Origin of the sequence: Streptomyces sp. GbtcB7, assembly GCF_019091445.1 — a bacterium.
GTDB classification, from domain to species: Bacteria; Actinomycetota; Actinomycetes; order Streptomycetales; family Streptomycetaceae; genus Streptomyces; species Streptomyces mirabilis.
The window spans coordinates 103685-124753 of the sequence record NZ_JAGXJM010000029.1 but is presented as its reverse complement, the minus strand read 5'-3'; the positions used below and the strand labels follow the sequence as shown (position 1 = coordinate 124753).

Genomic DNA, 21069 nt, shown 5'->3' with positions numbered 1-21069 from the left:
CCGTCCCGTCACCCCTCCTCCACCGGCTCCTTCACCGGTTCTTCCACCGGCGCCTCCCCGAACCGTGCCAGCGCCAACGCGCCCGCCACCGCCACCGCGAACCCCAGCACCGCCAGCCAGGCCAGGCCCTCGCGGGTGCGGTCGCCCAGCCAGATCACGCCCACCAGGGCCGGTCCGATGGTCTCGCCGATGACCAGACCGGCCGTGGCCGTCGTCACCGAGCCGCGCTGCAGCGCCGAGGTCAGCAGGATGAACGCGGCGCCTCCCCCGATGAGCAGCGCGTACGTCGCCGGGTTGGTCAGCAGCGTGGCGGGCGCGAGGTCGTCGATCAGTCGTACCGAGACCTCTACGACCCCGAACCCGAACCCGGCCCCGAGCCCGAGGACCAACGCCCGGCCCCGCCCGGACATCCGCCCGCCCACCAGACCGAGCAGCAGTACCACCACCGCGGTCCCCAGCATCCAGTACTTCAGCGTCATGGACCCGGCCTCGCTGCCCTCCGTCCCGGACGCCAGCCCGAGCATCGCCAGCCCCGCGCACACCACCCCCACCGCGGCCCACTCCACCCCGCTCAACCGCACATGCAGCAGCCGCGCGGCGACCACCGCCGTCACCGCGAGGCTCGCCGCCAGCGCCGCCCCGACCGCGTAGATGGGGATGGAGCGAAGCGCCGCGATCTGCAACAGGAAGCCAAGCCCGTCCAGCGCGAGGCCCGCGAGATACCGCCACTGCCGCAGCGCCCGCAGCAGCAGAGCCGCGTCCCCGCCCGAACCGCCGCTGTCGGCCGCCGCCCGCGCGGCGATCGCCTGCAACACCGTCGCCGTACCGAAGCAGACCGCCGCACCGAGCGCGCACACCATTCCAAAGAGCACGAAGTGACTGTAGGCGACGCCGAATCGAAGGGGTCCCTCGCCTGCCTTGCGCAAAGGACCTCTAATCTGATCGCCTGCGCCGAGCAAAGCGCGCGCACTGTCATGACAAACGGGGGATCGAAGATGGCGGACACACGACGGCAACTGCGCTCGGGCACGGTCGTACTCGGCGGCATGGGACTCCTCGCGGCGGCCCTCACCGCCTGCTCCTCGGAGCCGGACAAGCGCTGCGTCGACCGCGACAGCTACACCTCGCTCAAGGGCTACAAGGTCATCGCCGACAAGAACTGCAAGACCACCAAGTCCGTCAAGACCACCAAGACGTCGGTCAGCAGCGGCTGGTACTACGGCGGCAAGAAGAAGGGCGGCTGGGTCGACGGCGGCTCCTTCACCAAGGCGAGCAAGGGATCCGGCAGCAGCACCAGCGGCGGCAGCCACCACAGCGTCGACCGCGGCGGCTTCGGCAGCGGCAAGGGCAGCTCCGGCGGCTGAGCGACGCGACCCCACGTCACCGCACCCGTAGCCGTGGGCCGCGCGCCCAGCACCGAATGGACCCGTACGCCATGGAGCGCCGCACCATCGAGCCCCGCGCCGGCTGGCAGCAGACCGTCGAGCGGCAGGGCCTCATCTACCCCCTGACCCGCTACCCGGACGACTCCCTGCGCCCCTACTGGGACGAGAGCGCGTACTACGCCTTCTCGCTCCCGGAGGTGGAGGCACTGGAGGAGGTCGTCGAGGAACTGCACCGCATGTGCCTGGCGGCGGCCGAGCACATCGTCACGGAGAACCGTTTCGCCGACCTCGGCATCACCGACCCGCGCGTGGTGCGGGCGGTCGCCGAGGCCTGGCAGCGCCGCGGCGAACTCCCTTCCGTCTACGGCCGTTTCGACCTGCGCTACGACGGCACGGGCCCCGCCAAGATGCTGGAGTACAACGCCGACACCCCGACGTCCCTCGTCGAGGCGGCGAGCCCGCAGTGGTTCTGGATGGAGGACCGCTTCCCCGGCGCCGACCAGTGGAACTCCCTCCACGAACGCCTCGTCGCCGCGTGGAAGAAGCAGGCCGCCCTCCTCCCGCCGGGCAGCCCGCTCTACTTCGCGCACTCCGCCGCCGACGAACTCGGCGAGGACCTGATGACCGTCGCGTACCTGAAGGAGACTGCGGAACAGGCGGGCCTCGACACCGACTGGATCTCGGTGGAGGAGATCGGCTGGGACCCCCTCTCCGGCCGCTTCGTCGACAACCAGCTCCGTTTCATCCGCAGTTGCTTCAAGCTCTACCCCTGGGAGTGGCTCACCACCGACCGCTTCGCCGACCACGTCCTGGACACCCTCGACAACGGCGGCGGTACGGGCACGACCCTGTGGATCGAGCCCGCCTGGAAGATGCTCCTCAGCAACAAGGCCCTCCTCGCCGTGCTCTGGGAGCTGTACCCGGGCCACCCCAACCTCCTCCCCGCCTACCTCGACGGACCCCGGGAGCTGGCCACCACCCAGGGGTACGTCGCCAAGCCGCTCCTCGGCCGCGAGGGCGCCGGGGTGACGGTGCACGCGCCGGGCGCCGCCCCCGTCGTACGCGAGGACGAGCCCTGCTGCTACCAGGAACTGGCTCCCCTTCCCTCCTTCGACGGCAACCATGTCGTCCTCGGCGCCTGGGTCGTGGACGGCGAGTCGGCGGGGCTCGGCATCCGCGAGTCGTCCGGGCTGGTCACGGACGAGTACGCCCGCTTCCTGCCCCACGTGATCCTCTAGGCGCCCGGTCGGCGCTCAGTCGGTGCCCAGCACCGCACGCAGCTGAGCCAGCCCCCAGTCCAGGTCCTCCTTGCTGATGACCAGCGGCGGGGCGATCCGGACCGTGACCCCGTGGGTGTCCTTGACCAGGACACCCCGGTCCATCAGCCGCTCGGAGACCTCGCGTCCCGTGCCGTACTCGGGGGCGATGTCGACGCCCGCCCACAGCCCCCGCCCGCGCACCGCCGTGACACGCCCCGTGCCCGCCAGCAGCCCCAGCTCCCGGTGCAGGTGGTCACCCAGTTCCGCGGCGCGCCGCTGGTACTCGCCCGACCGCAGCATCGCGATCACCTCGAGCGCCACCGCGCAGGCCAGCGGGTTCCCGCCGAACGTCGACCCGTGTTCACCGGGCCGGAACACCCCGAGCACCGCCCTGCTCGACACCACCGCCGACACCGGTACGACCCCGCCCCCGAGCGCCTTGCCCAGTACGTACATGTCCGGCACCACGCCCTCGTGCTCGCACGCGAAGGTGCGGCCCGTGCGGCCAAGACCGGACTGGATCTCGTCCGCGACGAAGAGGACGTTCCGCTCGCGCGTCAGCTCCCGCACCCCGGCGAGGTAGCCGGGCGGCGGCACCAGCACGCCCGCCTCGCCCTGGATCGGCTCCAGCAGCACCGCGACCGTCTCCTCGGTGACCGCCGCCCGCAGCGCGGCCAGGTCCCCGTACGGCACGATGTCGAAGCCCGGCGTGAACGGCCCGAAGTCCGTCCGCGCCTCCGCGTCCGTGGAGAAGCTGATGAGTGTCGTCGTACGGCCGTGGAAGTTGTCGCTCGCCACGACGATCCTCGCCCGGCCGTCGGGGACGCCCTTGACGCGGTACCCCCACTTCCTTGCCGTCTTCACGGCGGTCTCCACCGCCTCCGCACCCGTGTTCATCGGCAGCACCATCTCCATGCCGCACAGCTGCGCGAGCTGTGCGCAGAAGTCGGCGAACCGGTCGTGGTGGAAGGCCCGCGAGGTCAGCGTCACCCGCTCCAGCTGCGCCTTCGCCGCGTCGAGCAGCCGCCGGTTGCCGTGGCCGAAGTTCAGCGCCGAGTAGCCGGCCAGCAGGTCGAGGAAACGGCGGCCCTCGACGTCCGTCATCCATGCCCCGTCCGCCGTCGCCACGACGACCGGCAGCGGGTGGTAGTTGTGCGCGCCGTGCGCGTCGGCCGAGGCGATGAGTCGTTCGGTGGTGGTCACGGAATCTCCGTTTCCTGCAGCGCGGGGACCGCTGCCGCACGGGGGTCGGGCTCGTGGCTCCCTTCCTATCGTCGCTCGCATGGTGGACGGGGGAACCCGGTGATCCGGCGCGCCCGGTAGGCTGGCGAGCGGGGCCGTGACTGGCGCGCTGGGATGGGACCGACCATCGGGGAGCGACCCCAGGCTGTGTCTTCCCGGGGGACAACCCCCGGACCCCCGGCCGGAAGGACAGGTGGGCCGAAGGGCCCGGAGTCGTCCGGACAGGGAGACGTGGCAACGAGTGCCGTGCGCCTGGGCCGACCCGTGAACGCTGAACGCCACGTCCGGAGGCCGTCAATGCCCGAGCCCCTTTCCACCGAGTCCACCGCCTTCCGCAGCGCCCTCGACGTGATCCGGGCCGTGGAGCCCCGCGTCGCCGACGCCATCGGTCAGGAAATCGCCGACCAGCGCGACATGCTCAAGCTGATCGCGTCGGAGAACTACGCCTCCCCGGCCACCCTGCTGGCCATGGGCAACTGGTTCAGCGACAAGTACGCCGAGGGCACCGTCGGCCGCCGCTTCTACGCCGGCTGCCGCAACGTCGACACCGTCGAGGCCCTTGCCGCCGAGCACGCCCGCGAGCTCTTCGGCGCCGAGCACGCCTACGCCCAGCCGCACTCCGGCATCGACGCCAACCTGGTCGCCTTCTGGGCCGTCCTCGCCGCCCGCGTCGAGGCCCCGGCCCTCGCGAAGGCCGGCGTCCGCAACGTCAACGACCTCTCCGCGGCCGACTGGGCCGAGCTGCGCCAGGCCTTCGGCAACCAGCGCATGCTCGGCATGTCCCTGGACGCCGGCGGCCACCTCACCCACGGCTTCCGCCCGAACATCTCAGGAAAGATGTTCGACCAGCGTTCCTACGGCACCGATCCCGCCACCGGCCTCATCGACTACGAGGCGCTGCGGACGTCGGCCCGTGAGTTCAAGCCGCTGATCATCGTCGCCGGCTACTCCGCCTACCCCCGCCTGGTGAACTTCCGGATCATGCGGGAGATCGCCGACGAGGTCGGCGCGACCCTGATGGTCGACATGGCGCACTTCGCCGGTCTGGTCGCGGGCAAGGTCCTCACCGGCGACTTCGACCCCGTCCCGCACGCCCAGATCGTCACCACCACCACGCACAAGTCGCTGCGCGGCCCGCGCGGCGGCATGGTCCTGTGCGACGAGTCCCTCGCCGAGCAGGTCGACCGCGGCTGCCCGATGGTCCTCGGCGGCCCCCTCCCGCACGTCATGGCCGCCAAGGCCGTCGCGCTCGCCGAGGCCCGCCGCCCCGAGTTCCGCGACTACGCCCAGGCCGTCGTCGACAACGCCCGCGCCCTCGCCGAGGGCCTGATGCGGCGCGGCGCCACCCTGGTCACCGGCGGCACGGACAACCACCTCAACCTGATCGACGTCGCCTCCTCCTACGGCCTCACCGGCCGCCAGGCCGAGTCCGCGCTGCTCGACTCGGGCATCGTCACCAACCGCAACGCCATCCCCGCCGACCCGAACGGCGCCTGGTACACCTCCGGCATCCGTATCGGCACGCCCGCGCTGACCACCCGTGGTCTGGGCACCACCGAGATGGACGAGATCGCCGGTCTCATCGACCGCGTCCTCACCGCCGCCGAGCCCGGCACCACCGCCAAGGGCGCCCCGTCCAAGGCCCAGCACGTCCTGGACCCGAAGATCTCCGACGAGATCTCCCACCGCGCCACCGACCTGCTGGCCCCGTTCCCGCTCTACCCGGAGATCGACCTCGGCTGACCCACCTCCTGGTTCAGAGGTCGATCAGCTCCTGTCGTGGTTCCCGCGGCGGTCCGGCGCCCTCGCGCCAGGCCGCCGCGCGGCGTACCAGGAGGGTGCCGCCGGCCCCGAGGAGCAGACCCGCGCCCAGCCCGGGCAGCACCCACCGCGCACGCTCCTCGACACCCCGTTTCGAGCCCGGTGCGCCTGCGGTGTCCTCGATGAGCCTCCCGCGCCCCACCACCCGCTCGTACACCGAGCGCGACGCGCGGTGCCAGCGGATGTCGTCGTCCACCACGTCGGGCGAGGGGTCCGTGCGTACCCAGGGCGTGCCGTCCGCGGCCAGGAACAGCTGGTCCTGGCGCCCCATGGCGACATCGCCCCCCGGCGCGCTGTCGGTCTGCGGCCAGCCCCCGACCCCGCTCAGCCCCCACATCACGGTGGCCCGTACCGGCGGGAAGTCGCCCGCCGTCCACGCGTCCGGCACCCGCTCCGTCCCCATGTAGGTGGGAGTCAGCAGGTCCCACAGCCGCGTGAAGTCCCGCTCCCCGGAGTGCAGCGCGGTCGTGCGCCCCGTGCCGCCCTCGATGACCAGCGCGATGTCCGGGGCACTGCGCCCCGCGGCCGGTGCGGAAGCCCGCGCGGGGTGCGCCCCCAGCACGGCGAGCACCACCCCCACCACCCCCACCACCCCCACGAACCCTGCGATCCCCGACCTCGCGCGTCTGCCCCGGCCCGCCATGCGTCCCCCGTCCGCCGCCCCCGGTACGTGCCTCGAGTACCCGCCTGAGTATCCGCCCGGGTCCCCCTTTGGGGGAGAGCTCTGTTCCCACCTGTTCCCGAGCTCCCGGGTGTACCTGAGAGAATGGTGAACATGGCCTCTGAACGTCCCCGCGTGCTCTCCGGAATCCAGCCCACAGCAGGCTCGTTCCACCTCGGCAACTACCTCGGCGCCGTACGCCAGTGGGTGGCCCTGCAGGAGTCCCACGACGCCTTCTACATGGTCGTCGACCTGCACGCGATCACCGTTCCGCAGGACCCGGCGGACCTGCGCGCGAACACCCGGCTCGCCACCGCGCAGCTGCTCGCCGCCGGTCTCGACGCGGACCGCTGCACGCTCTTCGTGCAGAGCCATGTCCCCGAGCACGCCCAGCTCGCCTGGATCATGAACTGCCTCACCGGCTTCGGCGAGGCCTCCCGCATGACCCAGTTCAAGGACAAGTCCGCCAAGCAGGGCTCGGACCGCGCGTCCGTCGGCCTGTTCACGTACCCGATCCTCCAGGTCGCGGACATCCTGCTGTACCAGGCGAACGAGGTTCCGGTCGGCGAGGACCAGCGCCAGCACGTCGAGCTCACCCGCGACCTCGCCGAGCGCTTCAACGGCCGCTTCGGCGAGACCTTCACGATCCCGAAGCCGTACATCCTCAAGGAGACGGCGAAGATCTACGACCTCCAGGACCCGTCGATCAAGATGAGCAAGTCGGCGTCCACGCCGAAGGGCCTCATCAACCTGCTCGACGAGCCGAAGACCACCGCCAAGAAGGTCAAGAGCGCGGTCACCGACACGGACACCGTCATCAGGTATGACAGCGAGCACAAACCGGGTATCAGCAATCTGCTGACCATCTACTCGACCCTCACCGGTACCGGTATCGCGGAACTGGAGGAGAACTACGCGGGCAAGGGCTACGGTGCGCTCAAGACGGACCTCGCCGAGGTCATGGTCGACTTCGTGACCCCGTTCCGGGAGCGCACCCAGCAGTACCTGGACGACCCGGAGACGCTCGACTCGATCCTGGCCAAGGGAGCCGAGAAGGCGCGCGCCGTCGCCGCGGAGACGCTCGCGCAGGCGTACGACCGGGTGGGCTTCCTGCCCGCCAAGCACTGAGGCGTACGACCGCACACACGTACCACTGGGCAGAGCGCTGCACATCACTACGGCTGCGCCTGCCCACAACACAGCCGTGGCCTTACAGTCGATAGCCGGACGGCTGAGTACGAACCAGACAACGCGCCCGGCGACGCGAAGGACAACGCAACCGGTGACGCGACCGACGACGCACCGGACACGACGACAGGAGACGACGTGGGGACCGTAACGATCGGCGTGTCGATCGCGGTCCCGGAGCCTTACGGCAGCCTGCTCCAGGAGCGGCGCGCGGGCTTCGGCGACCCCGCGGCTTGTGGCATCCCCACGCACGTCACCCTGCTGCCGCCGACGGAGGTCCACGCCGCCGACCTGCCGGCCGTCGAGGCGCACCTGACCGAGGTCGCCGTGGCCGGCCGGCCCTTCCCGATGCGGCTGTCGGGCACCGGCACCTTCCGGCCCCTGTCACCGGTGGTGTTCGTGAAGGTCGTCCAGGGCGCCGAGGCCTGCACCTGGCTCCAGCAGCGGGTCCGCGACGCCTCCGGTCCCGTGGCGCGCGAGCTGCAGTTCCCGTACCACCCGCACGTCACGGTGGCGCACGGCATCGACGACGCGGCGATGGACCGCGCGTTCCAGGAACTCGCCGACTACGACGCCGAGTGGCCCTGCACGGGGTTCGCGCTCTACGAACAGGGCTCCGACAGCGTGTGGCGCAAGCTCCGGGAGTTCGCCTTCGGCGGATCCGTGGTGCCACCGCAGGCGGGCCACGTGGACGTGGAACGCGGGACCATCGCCAGCCGCTAGGAGCGGTCGAGCCGAACAGCAGCGGTCGAGCTGTACAGCCTCGGTCGAGCCGGGCAGCCGCCGTCGCGCTAGATCGGCAGGCGGCGGAACACCGCTCGCGGTACGTGCCGCAGCGCCGCCATCACCAGCCGCAGCGCCCCCGGCACCCACACCGTCTCCGAGCGCCGTCGCAGCCCCACCTCGACGGCCGTCGCGACCGCCTCCGGTGTGGTGGCCATGGGTCCCTCCGCGCGCCCCGCGGTCATCTTCGTACGGACGAACCCCGGGCGTACGACCATCACGTGGACGCCGGTGCCGTGCAGCGCGTCGCCCAGACCCTGGGCGAAGGCGTCCAGGCCCGCCTTGCTCGACCCGTAGATGAAGTTGGAGCGGCGGGCGCGCTCGCCCGCCACCGAGGAGAGCACCACCAGGGAGCCGTGCCCCTGCGTCTGGAGGGCCCGCGCGCACACCAGCAGGGCCGACACCGCGCCCGTGTAGTTGGTCTGCGCGATCCGGGCGGCGGCCACCGGCTCCCGCTCGTCCCGGGCCTGGTCGCCGAGGACCCCGAAGGCGAGCAGCACCATGTCGAGGTCGCCCTCGGCGAAGACCTTGCCGAGGACCGTCTCGTGGGACTCGGGGTCGAGCGCGTCGAAGGCGAGGGTACGGACGTCCGCGCCCAGTCCGCGCAGGTGCTCGGCGTCCCGCTCCAGGGCCGGCGAGGGCCGTCCGGCGAGCCACACCGTGCGGGTGCGCCGGGCGATCAGACGACGCGCCGTGGCCAGCGCGATCTCGGACGTGCCGCCGAGGATCAGCAGGGACTGGGGGGCTCCGAAGGCGTCCTTCATGACAACTCCTAGAGGGGTGAAAAGGCGGGACGGTCGACCGGTTCCGGAGGCCGGGGCGGCGGGAGGGTCGACCGGTTCTAGAGGCCGAGGCGGCGGGAGGGTCGACCGGTTCTAGAGGCCGAGGCGGCGGGACAGGTCGGAGGTGAACACCCCGCGCGGGTCCAACTCGGCCCGCAGTTCCCGGAATTCGGTCAGCCGTGGATACATGTCGGCCAGCAGTTCCGGCCGCAGCCGCGCGTCCTTCGCCAGGTACACGCGTCCGCCCGCCCCGGCCACCTCCTCGTCCAGCTCGTCGAGGAAGGCGCCGAGGCCCGGCAGGTTCGCGGGGATGTCCAGGGCGAGGGTCCAGCCCGGCATCGGGAAGGAGAGCCAGCCCGGATCGCCCTCGCCGAAACGCTTGAGGACGGCGAGGAACGACGGGCACCGGCGTTCGGCGATGCCCCGCACGATGCGCCGCAGGGCCTCCTCGCGCCCGTGTCCGACGACGAACTGGTACTGCACGAAGCCACCGCGTCCGTAGATCCGGTTCCAGTGCGGCACCCCGTCGAGCGGATGGAAGAAGGCCGGGATCCGCTGTAGCTCACCGGCACGCGCACGGGGTGCCTTCCGGTACCAGAGCTCGTTGAAGAGGCCCACCGTCCCGCGGCCGAGCAGTCCCTCCGGTACGAAGGCGGGCGCGGACGGGAACCGCGGCGGTCGGAACGCCAGCGGGCGCCGGCGCGCGCGTGGGGGGAGCGCGTCCAGGGGGGCGTGTTCCCCGCGGGTGAGCACCGAGCGTCCCGTCGAGCGGCCGCGCGCGAGCAGGTCGATCCAGGCGACCGAGTACCGGTAGCGGTGGTCCGTGGCGGTGAGACGGGCCATCAGGTCGTCCAGGTCCACCGCGCGTTCGGTGTCGACGGACATCAGTGAGGTCTCGACGGGCTGGAGCCGGACGGTCGCCGTGAGGATCACCCCGGTCAGACCCATGCCGCCCGCGGTGGCGTCGAAGAGGGGGGTGCCCCGGCCCACCGTGCGGATCGCGCCGTCCGCGGTCAGCAGCTCGAAGGAGAGGACGTGGCGGGCGAACGCGCCGGACACGTGGTGGTTCTTGCCGTGGATGTCCGCGCCGATCGCGCCGCCGACGGTCACCTGGCGGGTCCCGGGCGTGACCGGCACGAACCAGCCGAGCGGGAGCAGGACTTCCATCAGCCGGTGCAGGCTCACGCCCGCGTCGCAGAGCACGGTCCCGCCGTCGGCGTCGATCGCGTGGACGCGGTCGAGGCCGGTCATGTCGAGCACGGCCCCGCCCGCGTTCTGCGCCGCGTCCCCGTACGCCCGCCCCAGGCCCCGGGCGATGCCTCCGCGGGCCCCGCAGGCGCGGACGGCCGCCACCGCTTCTTCGTAGGTGCGCGGGCGGACCACACGGGCGGTGGTCGGGGCGGTGCGGCCCCAGCCCGTGACGGAGACGGGTTCGGTCGGGTCGGAGGCGGATCCGGCCGGGTCGGAGGCGGTGTCGGCAGGCATGACCGTGACCGTATCGGCGAAAAAGGTGTGTAAAGCCCTCACCTCTCCCGTCTTCGCGGCTCCTCACCGAAATGGGTGATTAATGGGATGTCGTACAAGATTTCCGTAATTCTGCGGCCACTCCCTAGAAGAGTGAGATCACATGGACGACCTTGACGACATGGACCGCCGACGGTGGGACGGCATGGACCGTCGGCTGCTGTCGGCCCTCCACGAGCGCGGCACGGATCCACGCGTGGCGGCCGTCGCACGCGCCCTGTCCTGGAGCGGGGAGCACGGCGTGCTGTGGCTCGCGGCCGGGCTCACGGGCGCGGTGGTCGACCGCGGGCGGCGCGGCGCATGGCTGCGCGGCACGGCGCTCACCGCCACCGCGCACCTCGCCAGCATGGGCGTGAAGCGGATCGTGCGCCGTCCACGCCCCGCGCACGTCGTCCCGCTGGTGCGCACGGCCGGACGTCACTCGTTCCCCAGCTCCCACGCGGCCTCCGCGACGGCCGCGGCGGTCGCCTTCGGCGCGCTCGGAGTCCGCCCGCTGCCGCCGCTCGCCGCCGCGATGTGCCTCTCCCGGCTGGTGGCCGGCGTCCACTACCCCTCGGACGTGCTCGCGGGCGCCGCCCTGGGCGCCCTGACGGCCCGTCTGGGCGCCCGCTGGATCGAGGCCGGCCATGGCTGAACGCACGGTGCTCCTGGACCCCACGCCGACCGCCCCGGTTCCCGTGCGGACCCTCACCGGCCTCGCCCGGGGTCTCCTCAGGACCACCCGCCCCCGCCAGTGGGTGAAGAACCTGCTCGTCGTGGCGGCCCCGGCGGCGGCGGGCCGGCTCTGCTCCCGCCACGCGGTGATCCAACTCGCGCTCGTCTTCGTCCTGTTCACGGCCTGCGCCGCCGCCGTCTACCTGATCAACGACGCCCGGGACGCCGAAGCCGACCGCGCCCACCCGGTCAAGCGCCACCGCCCGGTCGCCACGGGCCAGGTCCCCGTCCCCGTCGCCTACGCCACGGGAGGCGTGCTCGCCGTCCTCGCCCCGACCGCCGCCGCCCTGCTGTCCTCCCCGGTCACCGCGGCACTGCTGACCGCCTACCTCGGCATGCAACTCGCGTACTGCGTCAGCCTCAAGCACGTCCTGGTCGTCGACCTCGCCGTCGTGACGACCGGGTTCCTGATGCGGGCGATGATCGGCGGGCTCGCCCTCGACATCCCGCTCTCCCGCTGGTTCCTGATCACCACGGGCTTCGGCGCGCTCTTCATGGTGGCGGCGAAACGGTACTCCGAGGCCGTCCAGCTGGCCGGGAACGTCGGTGCCACCCGCGCGCTGCTCACCGAGTACACGACCGGCTATCTGCGCTTCGTCTGGCAGCTGGCCGCCGGGGTCGCCGTGCTCGCCTACTGCCTGTGGGCCCTGGAGGAGGGCGGCGCGCCCAGCGCCGGGGTGCTGCCCTGGCGCCAGCTGTCCATGGTCGCCTTCATCCTGGCCGTCCTGCGGTACGCCGTCTTCGCCGACCGGGGCGCGGCGGGCGAGCCCGAGGACGTCGTCCTGCGCGACCGCGCGCTCGCCCTGATCGGACTGGTGTGGCTCGCGATGTACGGGCTCGCGGTCGTGAACTGGTGAGCCTCGCCCGGCGGCCCCTGACCCGGGAGCTCCTGGGCTTCGCCACCGTCGGGGTCCTCGCCTACGCCGCCGACCTCGGCCTCTTCCTCTGGCTGCGCGGCCCGGTGGGCCTCGACCCGCTCACCGCCAAGGCGCTGTCGTTCGTAGCGGGCTGCTCGGTCGCGTACACCGGCAACGCGCTCGGCACGTACCGGCACCGCCCCGTGCGGGGGCCCCGGCGGTACGCCGACTTCCTCGTGTTCCTCGCCGTGAACCTCGCGGGCGCCCTCGTCCAACTCCTGTGCGTCGCCGTCAGCCACTATGGCCTCGGGCTCACCTCGCGACGCGCCGACACGGTCTCCGGTGCGGGGATCGGTATGGCACTCGCCACGGTCCTGCGTTTTTGGGGTACCCGGACATGGGTTTTCCGAGGTGAGGGCAGAGTCGGATCATGGACTGGCTGAAAAAGCTCCCCGGCGTGGGGCCGTTGGTCACCCGCCTGATGGCCACACACGGGTGGCGGTCGTACGAGCGTCTGGACCGGGTGAAGTGGACGCGGCTCGCCGCCGCGATGACCTTCATCAGCTTCGTGGCGCTCTTCCCGCTGCTGACCGTCGGCGCCGCGATCGCCGCCGCCACCCTCACCAGCCAGCGGCAGAAGGAACTTCAGGACAAGATCGTCGAGCAGGTGCCGGGCATCTCCGACCAGCTCGACATCAACGCACTGGTCCAGAACGCCGGCACCATCGGGCTCATCGCGGGCGCCGTCCTGCTGTTCACCGGCATCGGCTGGGTCGGCTCCATGCGGGACTGTCTGCGCGCGGTCTGGGAGCTGCCCGACAGGGAGGAGAACCCCCTCCTGCGCAAGCTCCTGGACGCCGGGATCCTCGTCGGACTCGGCGGTGCCGTACTCGTCACCATCGCCGTCTCCACCATCGCGTCCTCGCTGGTCGGCTGGACGGCCCGGCAGCTCGGCATCGGCGAACACGACTGGGGGAGCGTGCTGCTGCAGTCGGCCGCGTTCGCCGTCGCCGTACTCACCGACTTCCTGGTGCTCCTGTACGTCCTGACCCTGCTGCCGGGCGTCGAGCCGCCGCGCCACCGGCTCGTCGTCGCCGCGCTGATGGGCGCCGTCGGCTTCGAACTGCTCAAGCTGCTGCTCAGCAGCTATATGCGGGGCGTGGCGTCGAAGAGCATGTACGGCGCCTTCGGTGTGCCCGTCGCGCTGCTGCTGTGGATCAACTTCACCTCGAAACTCGTCCTGTTCTGCGCCGCCTGGACGGCCACGGGACATGCCGACACCGGCCCGAAGCAACGCGACGACGGCTCCGACGAGCCCGCGGAGCCCGGCGGCATCGGCGCGCCGGGTCCGGCGGCGGCCGGGGGCGCCTGACCGCGGGTGGTGGTGAGGGGGTTCGGATCCGGGTGGCGCCGCGCTCGGGGCCCGCGGCGGTCGACGAGGTTCTCTCCGTCGGTGGGCCGGACCGGTCGGTGGGTCAGCGGCGGCGGCGCATCAGGTCGGGGAGCGGCCAGCGGCGGTTGACGAGGAAGACGGCGCCGGCGACCAGGGCGAGCAGGCCGCCCGTGATGGCCAGGGCGGTCCCGATCCCGCTGGAACCGCCCTTCGCCGCCGCGGAGGCGGCCACCGGCGACGACGAGGCCTTGGCCCCCTGGTCTCCGGACGACACCGGCGTGTTGGACCCGGTGGACGCGGTCGCACCCGCCTGCACGCCGGTGTCGACGCCCTTCGGCGGCACCAGCTCACCCACCGGTGCGACCTTGCCGGCCGCGCTGAAACCCCAGTCGAGCAGCCGCGCGGCCTCCTTGTAGACCTCGTTGTGCTCGTCCTTCTCCGGGTTCATCACGGTGACAAGGAGCACCTTGCCGTTCCGCTCGGCGACACCGGTGAACGTGGCGCCCGCGTTGGTGGTGTTGCCGTTCTTCACCCCCGCGATGCCCTGGTACGTGGAGACGTCGGTGTCACCGGTCAGCAGCCGGTTGGTGTTCTGGATCTCGAAGGACTCGCGGGTCGTCTTCCCCTTGTCGTTCTTCTTCGTCTCGCCCGGGAACTTCGCCCGCACCGTCGAGCAGTACTCCCGGAAGTCCTTCTTCTGCAGCCCGGAGCGGGCGAACAGCGTCAGGTCGTACGCCGACGACACCTGGCCCGGCTGGTCGTAGCCGTCGGGGCTGACCACATGCGTGTCGAGGGCTTGCAGGTCCTCGGCGTGCGCCTGCATGTCCTTGACCGTCTGCTCCACGCCGCCGTTCATCGCCGACAGCACGTGCACGGCGTCGTTGCCGGAGCGCAGGAAGACGCCGAGCCACAGATCGTGCACGCTGTACGTCTCCTCCTCCTTTATCCCCACCATGCTGGAGCCCGCGCCGATGCCCGAGAGGTCGGTGACGGCGACCTTGTGCTGCTCGGTCCTGGGGAACTTCGGCAGCACGGTGTCGGCGAAGAGCATCTTCAGCGTGCTCGCCGGGGGCAGCCGCCAGTGCGCGTTGTGGGCGGCCAGCACGTCGCCCGACTCGGCGTCGGTGACGATCCACGAGCGCGCGGTCACATCCTTGGGCAGCACCGGGGCGCCCGTACCGAGATCCACCTGCGTCCCGGCCTCTCCCAGCCGCGCACCGCCCACCGTCGACATGTTCGCCGGGGGAGTCGCGCTCGGGCTCGCCGTCGGTGACGGTGACGACGACGGCTTGTCGGCCGCGAAGACGGGGACCGTCGTCGTCAGCGAAAGGGACAACAGAGTGGCGGAAGTGACCAGCATCGATCGCCGGATGGTCTTTTTGGTGGCGGGCACGGTCGAGAAATTACAGGGCGCAGGCCGGGAAGTCCCCTCACCCGATGCTGGGGTCCCCTGGTCCCGGCCACCCCGGCGCCGGGTCCCGGCCGGCGACGGCGATACTGGACCCATGAAGCTCAGCCGCCCCGTCTCCTGGTTCCTGCTCGCCTTCGGAGTGTGGAGCTGGATCATCTGGGTCACTTTCGTCAAGAATTTGTGGAAGGACGGCAGCGGGCTCGCGTTCAACGACGCGGGGGATCCGACGGCGTACTTCTGGGTGCACCTGACGCTCGCCGTCGTCTCCTTTGTCTTGGGGACGGTCGTCGGCGGCATCGGGTTCCGCGGACTGCGCGCATTGCGCCAGACGTCATAACAACAGGGGACAAACGGGGGACAACGGAACACAGCGGCGGACAGCGGGGGGATACGGCGTCTTGGTCATCGTCTTCGTACTGGTGGGACTGCTCGCCCTTGCCGCGGTCGCGGGGCTGTACTGGTACGTGTGGCGCCGCCTGGTGCGCGACACGACGTCCGGTCCGGGGCTCGCCCGGCGCGCGGGCACGGTGGTCTTCGTCGCCGGGCCGGTGCTGATGATCGCCGCGGTCACCGCGGAGCGCGCCGGTGCGCCCTTCCGGCTCCAGCAGGTGCTGGCCTGGCCGGGGTTCCTGTGGATGGCGCTGTCGATCTACCTGCTGCTGGGGGTGGTGGCGGGGGAGGTCGTACGACCGTTGCTGCGCCGGGTCATGGAGCGGCGCGCGGCCCCCGCTGCGGCCGTACCGCAACCGGCACCCGTACGGAACCCGGCACCCATACCGCACACGGAGTCGGTGCCGCGCACGGAGTCGGTGCCGACGGGAGCGGCGGCTCCTGAGGAGCCCTCACCCGCCGAACCGCCACGGCCCGTCACCACCCCCTCGCGGCGGCTCTTCGTCTCGCGTGCCGTCGGCGGGGCCGCCGCGGCCGTCGCCCTGGGGACCGTGGGATACGGGACGTACGGGGTGCTGCGTGGGCCCCGGGTGAAGCGGGTCACCGTGCCGCTGGCCAAACTGCCCCGGTCCGCGCACGGTTACCGGATCGCCGTCGTCAGTGACATCCACCTCGGCCCCACCCTCGGGCGGGACTTCTGTCAGCGGGTCGTCGACACGATCAACTCGACGCAGCCCGACCTGATCGCGGTGGTCGGGGACCTCGTCGACGGGAGTGTGAAGGACCTCGGACCCGCCGCGGCGCCTCTCGCGCGGCTGCGGGCACGGCACGGCTCGTACTTCGTCACGGGCAACCACGAGTACTACTCCGGCGCCGCGCAATGGGTCGGGGAAGTACGGGAACTGGGTCTGCACCCGCTCGAGAACGCCCGGACGGAAATGGCCGGATTCGATCTCGCGGGCGTCAATGACGTCGCCGGGGAGAGCGAGGGGCACGGGCCCGACTTCGGGAGGGCGCTGGGGGACCGGGACACCGCGCGGGCCGTGGTGCTGCTCGCCCACCAGCCGGTCCAGATCCACGACGCCGTCAAGCACGGTGTCGACCTCCAGCTCTCGGGGCACACCCACGGCGGCCAGCTCTGGCCGGGCAACTACATCGCGGAACTGGCCAATCCCACGGTCGCGGGCCTGGAGCGGTACGGCGACACGCAGCTGTACGTCAGCCGGGGCGCGGGCGCCTGGGGACCGCCGACGCGAGTGGGCGCGCCGTCGGACATCACCGTCGTGGAACTGGCGTCCCTGCAAGCCTGAGAATCGGCTGTGAAACAGGGGCGAAACGGTCTTTCCCAATACCCCGTCTGATTCTTCGGACACCTCTTCCCACAGACGAAACACCTGTGGTTGGGTGATCCGCGTCACTGGGGAGTGACACGGGGCGTGGCCTGGGGAGGGGCGCCGATGCGATCGGTTCGCATACGGATTCTCGCGGTGCTGGTGGTGCTGGCGGCCGTGGGTGTGGGCGGCTGGCAGTTACTGCCGTCGAAGGAGAACGACAACAGGACCATCACGGTCGGGACGACGGACGCCGTCACGTCACTCGACCCGGCGGGCGCGTACGACGCCGGCTCCTGGGCCCTGTTCAGCAATGTGTTCCAGTCACTGCTGACGTTCGAGCCCGGTGGCGCCGCCCCCGTGCCGGACGCGGCGAAGAGCTGCGGGTTCGTGGGCGCGGGACTGCGGACCTATGTCTGCACCCTGCGCGACGACCTGACGTTCCCGAGCGGGAGCAAGGTGACCGCCGAGGACGTGAAGTTCTCCTTCGACCGGGTCAAGGCCATCAACTCCGAGGTGGGGCCCGCGTCCCTGCTCTCCACCCTCGGCTCGGTGGACGCCCAGGGCCTCAAGGTCACCTTCCACCTGTCCTCGCCGGACGCCACCTTCCCCTTCAAGGTGGCCACCGGAGCCGGGTCGATCGTCGACCACACCCGCTACCCGAAGCACGCCCTGCGCAAGGACGCGGGCGCCGACGGCACCGGAGTGTACGTACTGAAGTCGTATACGAAGGACAAGCGGGCCGTGCTCGCGCCCAACAAGCACTACAAGGGCTCCGTCGAGGGGAGCGGCACGCCCACCGTGCTGCGCTACTACGCGACCCCCAAGGCACTGGAGAGCGCCTGGAAGGCGAAGCAGGTCGACGTCGCGACGCGTCAGCTGCCGCCCGCGACGCTCGCCACCCTCTCGCCGAGCGACCCGAACCAGCACGTCACCGAGTCCGACAGCGCCGAGACCCGCAACCTCGTCCTCAACGTCCGCGCGAACTCGCCGCTGCACAGCCGCCTCGTACGGCAGGCCGTCGCCGTACTGATCAACCGCGAGCAACTGGTCAGCCAGACCTACAAGGGGACGACCGATCCGCTGTACGGGCTGATCCCGGCGGGCATCACGGGGCACTCGACGTCGTTCTTCGACGCCTACCCCAAGCCCGACGCGAAGAAGGCGAAGGCCCTGCTGACCGAGGCCGGGGTGTCGACGCCGGTGCGCTTCACCTACGGGTACGCCGAGGGGCGGGGCGCCGCCGGCGAGGAGGCCACCGAGCTCAAACGGCAGCTGGAGGCGAGCGGCCTGTTCAAGGTGGACATCAAGGGCTACGAGTGGACCGACTTCCAGAAGCGGTACGCCGAGGGCCAGTTGGACGCCTGGGCGGTCGGCTGGGTCGCCGACTTCCCCGACCCGGACACCTTCAGCACCCCGCTCGTCGGCACCGGCAACAGCATGAAGAACGGGTACAGCGACAAGGACGTGGACCGGCTGATTCAGGACAGTCAGCAGTACGAGGACCGCAGCCGCACGTCCGACGACTTCCAGGCACTGCAGGAAATCGTGGCCCGCGATGTTCCCCTGATTCCCCTGTGGCAGCGCAAGGAGTATGTACTCAGCAGTGAGGACGTCGGAGGCGGCCAGTATCTGTCGGACGGGACCGGTGTCTTCCGCCTCTGGCGGCTGAGCTGGATATGACACGTGACGTGATCTCGCGGGGTGGCCCCCCACCCCGGTGACATCGCGCTCTCGCCCAACGCGCCACCATGCGCGCACTATGTGCCGGAGGTGTGCGCGCGGTGAGGAGCTGAGGTGTTGAGACGCAACGCGTTCCGGCTGCCCCGGCACCCGGCGTCCGTCGGACTCGCCCGGCGCCGGGTACGCGACCATCTGCGGGACTGGGGCCACAGCACCGACGACCCGGCCCTCGCGGACGTCGTCCTGATCGTCTCCGAGCTCGCGACCAACGCCGTACGCCACGGACCCCTTCACGAAGGTCACGAAGGGGAGTTCGAGGTCGCGGTGACCGCGCTCGCCGACGGTTCCTGCTTCGTCGAGGTCTCCGACGAGGGCCTCGCCGTACCACGGCCGCGGCCGGTCTCCGTGGGGGAGGAGACCGGCCGCGGCCTGCACCTCGTGGAGGGCGTCGCCGTGGCGTGGGGGGTGTGGAGCCGGGGCCGCTACGGCAAGACCGTGTGGGCGCTCGTGGCGTCCCCGGCCCCGTGAGTCACGGCGCCGGGGTCGAGCCGTACGCCGTCAGGAAGCGGTCGCGGAAGGCGTTCATCTTCCAGACCGGGGTGTCCTGCTTCGGCTGCAGGCCGTCCGCCCAGTTCCAGCCGGCGATCTTGTCCAGGACCTTCGGGTCCTTGGCGACGATCGAGACCGGCACGTCACGGCTGGCGTGGTTGCCGCTGACCCGGGCGATGGGCTGGTGGTCGCCGAGGAAGATCAGCACGGTGTTCTTGTTGCCGTACTTCACCAGGTAGTTGATGAGGCTCGACACCGAGTACTGGATGGACTTGCCGTACTCCTGCTTCGACTTGGTGGAGTCGGTGATGATGTCCGCGGGCTTCTTGCCGGCCTTCTCGATCGCGTTGTAGATCGAGCCGTCACCGACCTGGTCCTGCGGGACCAGCTTGGGGATCGGCGCCCAGGGCTGGTGGCTGGAGGTCAGGATGATCGTCGACATCAGCGGCTTGTCGTGCTTCTTGCTGTGCACCAGACGCTCGAACGCGGTCAGCGCGTACTGGTCGGGCATGGTCGACCAGCTGAACTTCGGTCCCTTGTAGCCGAGTTTGTGGGAGTCGTAGAGCTTGTCGATGCCGTAGAACTTCTGCTCCGGCCAGGCCTTCTGGATGCCCGGCATGACACCGACCGTGTCCCAGGCGCCCGTCTTCTTGAACGCGCCGGGGAGGGTCAGGCGCTCGCCCGCGGTGACGGTGCGGTAGCGCTGCTGGTTGCTGATCCACAGGCCCGACATGAAGGTGGAGTGACCCAGCCAGCTGCTTCCGCCGTACGTCGCCGAGGTCAGCCAGCCGCTCTTCGCCGCGAACCCGGCGTCGGTCAGCTTCTTGTTCTCGGCGGTGAGCGTCGCGTCGACGCCCGGCGCCATGACCGGGTCCTCGATCGCGCTGCGGCCGTAGCTCTCGATGAAGGTGATCATCATGTCCTTGCCGCGCAGCCCGGTGAGCAGCTGGTCGGGCGGCGTGTTGGCGAAGTCGTCCTTCTTCGCGATCTTGGCGAACTCGGCTTCGTCCCGCAGCGTCCGCCGCACCTGCTCCGCCTTGAACTGGAGGGCCTGCATGGTGTGCTCCGAAGCGATGGGTATCCCCGCGGCGTACTGCACGCCCAGCGCCGCGCAGGTGACCCAGGCGATGGCCAGCACCAGCGTCGTGCGGGTCGCCGTCTCGGTGTTCCGGGCCGCCAGGTTGCCCAGCCGGATCACCGACATCGTCACGAGGGCGAGTACGGCGATCACGAGCGTCACGGCCAGGGCCGCGATGCCGAGCGCGCCACTCTTGCCGAACGTGTCCTGGAGGTATCCCTGCGCATCACTGAAGAGCGACCAGTCGAGGACGACGTTGAAGCCTCGCCCGAGGTATTCGTTGAAACCGATGTCGAGGAAGTTCACGACGGTCAGGGCGCCCAGGCCGAGCCCGGCGAACACCGCCACGGCGATCCGCGGCTTGCGGGGCAGGACGATCAGCAGGGCGGCGCCGAAGATCGCCTCCACCGGGAGACGCACGAAAGCGGCCAGCCGGAACTTGTCCGCCTGGGTCGGCATGAGCAGCGCGACGACCACGACGGCGAGGGCCACGGCAGTGGTGGTCCACCAGAGAACGCGGGCCGCGACCGGGTACTTCTCCCGCCACCCACCCCAACCACGCCGCCGCCACCAGCGTTGGTGGGGGGTGGCGGGGGTGTCGGGGGCGGGTGTGGCGGCGTCCGGCTCCGGGACTTCGGCCTCCGGAGCACTGGCCTCCGGGACTTCGGCCTCCGGTGCTTCCGCCTCGGGGGTCTCAGCCTCCGGGGCTTCCGCCTCGGGAGCCTCCGCCTCCGCGGCATCCGCTTCTGGAGTCTCCGCTTCGGGAGTCTTCGCCTCTGGAGTGCTCACCTCGGGAGTCTCCGCCTCAGAGGTCTCTGCCTCCGGGATCTCCGCTTCCGGGGTTTCCGCCTTCAGGGGGTCGGCCTTCGGGGGCTTCGTCTCCGACGCTTCAACCTGGACGGTGTCCCTCGGAGCGGGGGCGTCCAGGGGCGTGACCTCCTGCGAGGGCACGTCCTCCGGTGCCTCGTCCGTGTTCGACAGCTGTCGAGAGCTCGTGTTGAACGACAACCCGGCGGTC

General features: G+C 71.0%; 20 protein-coding genes. 13 read left to right on the top strand and 7 right to left on the bottom strand.

Annotation, left to right across the window (positions count from 1 at the left end; all coding sequences use genetic code 11):
- Positions 1-8 precede the first annotated feature (8 nt).
- The gene (locus KVT44_RS38310; protein ID WP_075028410.1) at positions 9-860 is read right to left on the bottom strand and encodes a DMT family transporter; all 852 of its coding nucleotides are present in this window, start codon (positions 858-860) and stop codon (positions 9-11) included.
- A 135-nt stretch (positions 861-995) separates the two neighbouring features.
- On the opposite strand from KVT44_RS38310, the gene KVT44_RS38305 reads away from it, so the two are divergent.
- Positions 996-1364: a hypothetical protein gene (locus KVT44_RS38305; protein ID WP_099921032.1), complete on the top strand. Its 369-nt coding sequence runs from the start codon at positions 996-998 to the stop codon at positions 1362-1364.
- A 71-nt stretch (positions 1365-1435) separates the two neighbouring features.
- Positions 1436-2623, top strand: a complete 1188-nt coding sequence (locus KVT44_RS38300) for a glutathionylspermidine synthase family protein (RefSeq protein WP_217572142.1) — start codon at positions 1436-1438, stop codon at positions 2621-2623.
- 15 nt (positions 2624-2638) lie between these two features.
- Here the strand turns inward: KVT44_RS38300 and rocD are convergent, their stop codons facing one another.
- Entirely contained in the window at positions 2639-3847 is a 1209-nt protein-coding gene (rocD, locus tag KVT44_RS38295) for an ornithine--oxo-acid transaminase (RefSeq protein ID WP_217572140.1), read from the bottom strand.
- Positions 3848-4150: 303 nt separating this feature from the next.
- On the opposite strand from rocD, the gene KVT44_RS38290 reads away from it, so the two are divergent.
- Positions 4151-5629, top strand: a complete 1479-nt coding sequence (locus tag KVT44_RS38290; protein ID WP_268256006.1) for a glycine hydroxymethyltransferase — start codon at positions 4151-4153, stop codon at positions 5627-5629.
- Between the two features lie 13 nt (positions 5630-5642).
- On the opposite strand, the gene KVT44_RS38285 is transcribed toward KVT44_RS38290, so the two are convergent.
- A complete protein-coding gene (locus KVT44_RS38285) occupies positions 5643-6305 on the bottom strand; it encodes a hypothetical protein (protein WP_308314214.1) in 663 nt (220 codons plus the stop codon).
- A 177-nt stretch (positions 6306-6482) separates the two neighbouring features.
- Between KVT44_RS38285 and trpS the strand changes: the two genes are divergently transcribed.
- Positions 6483-7496, top strand: a complete 1014-nt coding sequence (gene trpS / locus KVT44_RS38280) for a tryptophan--tRNA ligase (protein WP_067367829.1) — start codon at positions 6483-6485, stop codon at positions 7494-7496.
- A gap of 198 nt (positions 7497-7694) precedes the next feature.
- On the top strand, positions 7695-8279 hold the full coding sequence (locus KVT44_RS38275) for a 2'-5' RNA ligase family protein (RefSeq protein ID WP_099921028.1): 585 nt from the start codon (positions 7695-7697) through the stop codon (positions 8277-8279).
- A 68-nt stretch (positions 8280-8347) separates the two neighbouring features.
- Here the strand turns inward: KVT44_RS38275 and KVT44_RS38270 are convergent, their stop codons facing one another.
- Both KVT44_RS38270 and KVT44_RS38265 read right to left on the bottom strand, forming a co-directional pair.
- Positions 8348-9103 (bottom strand): decaprenylphospho-beta-D-erythro-pentofuranosid-2-ulose 2-reductase, encoded by a 756-nt coding sequence (locus KVT44_RS38270; protein WP_099921027.1) that lies wholly within the window; start codon positions 9101-9103, stop codon positions 8348-8350.
- A gap of 111 nt (positions 9104-9214) precedes the next feature.
- Positions 9215-10606: an FAD-binding oxidoreductase gene (locus KVT44_RS38265; protein ID WP_217572138.1), complete on the bottom strand. Its 1392-nt coding sequence runs from the start codon at positions 10604-10606 to the stop codon at positions 9215-9217.
- Between the two features lie 142 nt (positions 10607-10748).
- On the opposite strand from KVT44_RS38265, the gene KVT44_RS38260 reads away from it, so the two are divergent.
- The 4 genes from KVT44_RS38260 to KVT44_RS38245 are packed head-to-tail and all read left to right on the top strand — an operon-like array spanning position 10749 to position 13588.
- Entirely contained in the window at positions 10749-11279 is a 531-nt protein-coding gene (locus tag KVT44_RS38260) for a phosphatase PAP2 family protein (protein WP_190170036.1), read from the top strand.
- Positions 11272-12216: a decaprenyl-phosphate phosphoribosyltransferase gene (locus KVT44_RS38255; protein ID WP_217572136.1), complete on the top strand. Its 945-nt coding sequence runs from the start codon at positions 11272-11274 to the stop codon at positions 12214-12216. Before KVT44_RS38260 ends, KVT44_RS38255 begins: the two co-directional genes overlap by 8 nt.
- Positions 12213-12659 carry a GtrA family protein gene (locus KVT44_RS38250; RefSeq protein ID WP_099921023.1) on the top strand — a complete coding sequence of 149 codons (447 nt, stop codon included), beginning with the start codon at positions 12213-12215 and terminating at the stop codon, positions 12657-12659. The genes KVT44_RS38255 and KVT44_RS38250 overlap by 4 nt, the downstream gene beginning before the upstream one ends.
- Positions 12647-13588 carry a YihY/virulence factor BrkB family protein gene (locus KVT44_RS38245; RefSeq protein WP_217572134.1) on the top strand — a complete coding sequence of 314 codons (942 nt, stop codon included), beginning with the start codon at positions 12647-12649 and terminating at the stop codon, positions 13586-13588. Before KVT44_RS38250 ends, KVT44_RS38245 begins: the two co-directional genes overlap by 13 nt.
- 103 nt (positions 13589-13691) lie before the next feature.
- On the opposite strand, the gene KVT44_RS38240 is transcribed toward KVT44_RS38245, so the two are convergent.
- Entirely contained in the window at positions 13692-15002 is a 1311-nt protein-coding gene (locus KVT44_RS38240) for a D-alanyl-D-alanine carboxypeptidase family protein (RefSeq protein ID WP_368857599.1), read from the bottom strand.
- Between the two features lie 112 nt (positions 15003-15114).
- On the opposite strand from KVT44_RS38240, the gene KVT44_RS58685 reads away from it, so the two are divergent.
- The 4 genes from KVT44_RS58685 to KVT44_RS38225 all read left to right on the top strand — a co-directional run bounded on the left by KVT44_RS58685 (position 15115) and on the right by KVT44_RS38225 (position 18952).
- On the top strand, positions 15115-15357 hold the full coding sequence (locus KVT44_RS58685; protein ID WP_054233715.1) for an SCO4848 family membrane protein: 243 nt from the start codon (positions 15115-15117) through the stop codon (positions 15355-15357).
- A gap of 61 nt (positions 15358-15418) precedes the next feature.
- A complete protein-coding gene (locus tag KVT44_RS38235) occupies positions 15419-16720 on the top strand; it encodes a metallophosphoesterase (protein ID WP_217572130.1) in 1302 nt (433 codons plus the stop codon).
- 147 nt (positions 16721-16867) lie between these two features.
- On the top strand, positions 16868-18424 hold the full coding sequence (locus tag KVT44_RS38230) for an ABC transporter substrate-binding protein (protein ID WP_190170041.1): 1557 nt from the start codon (positions 16868-16870) through the stop codon (positions 18422-18424).
- A 114-nt stretch (positions 18425-18538) separates the two neighbouring features.
- Complete coding sequence (locus KVT44_RS38225; protein ID WP_099921018.1) at positions 18539-18952, top strand: ATP-binding protein; 414 nt, start codon at positions 18539-18541, stop codon at positions 18950-18952.
- 1 nt (position 18953) lies between these two features.
- On the opposite strand, the gene KVT44_RS38220 is transcribed toward KVT44_RS38225, so the two are convergent.
- Positions 18954-21059 (bottom strand): sulfatase-like hydrolase/transferase, encoded by a 2106-nt coding sequence (locus tag KVT44_RS38220; RefSeq protein WP_254650468.1) that lies wholly within the window; start codon positions 21057-21059, stop codon positions 18954-18956.
- Between the last annotated feature and the right edge of the window lie 10 nt (positions 21060-21069).

Coding starts and splice junctions, on each gene's coding strand:
- KVT44_RS38305 (WP_099921032.1), top strand. CDS start 996: ATGGCGGACACACGACGGCAACTGCGCTCGGGCACGGTCGTACTCGGC.
- KVT44_RS58685 (WP_054233715.1), top strand. CDS start 15,115: ATGAAGCTCAGCCGCCCCGTCTCCTGGTTCCTGCTCGCCTTCGGAGTG.
- KVT44_RS38260 (WP_190170036.1), top strand. CDS start 10,749: ATGGACGACCTTGACGACATGGACCGCCGACGGTGGGACGGCATGGAC.
- trpS (WP_067367829.1), top strand. CDS start 6,483: ATGGCCTCTGAACGTCCCCGCGTGCTCTCCGGAATCCAGCCCACAGCA.
- KVT44_RS38230 (WP_190170041.1), top strand. CDS start 16,868: ATGCGATCGGTTCGCATACGGATTCTCGCGGTGCTGGTGGTGCTGGCG.
- KVT44_RS38255 (WP_217572136.1), top strand. CDS start 11,272: ATGGCTGAACGCACGGTGCTCCTGGACCCCACGCCGACCGCCCCGGTT.
- KVT44_RS38270 (WP_099921027.1), bottom strand. CDS start 9,103: ATGAAGGACGCCTTCGGAGCCCCCCAGTCCCTGCTGATCCTCGGCGGC.
- KVT44_RS38265 (WP_217572138.1), bottom strand. CDS start 10,606: ATGCCTGCCGACACCGCCTCCGACCCGGCCGGATCCGCCTCCGACCCG.
- KVT44_RS38245 (WP_217572134.1), top strand. CDS start 12,647: ATGGACTGGCTGAAAAAGCTCCCCGGCGTGGGGCCGTTGGTCACCCGC.
- KVT44_RS38300 (WP_217572142.1), top strand. CDS start 1,436: ATGGAGCGCCGCACCATCGAGCCCCGCGCCGGCTGGCAGCAGACCGTC.
- KVT44_RS38310 (WP_075028410.1), bottom strand. CDS start 860: ATGGTGTGCGCGCTCGGTGCGGCGGTCTGCTTCGGTACGGCGACGGTG.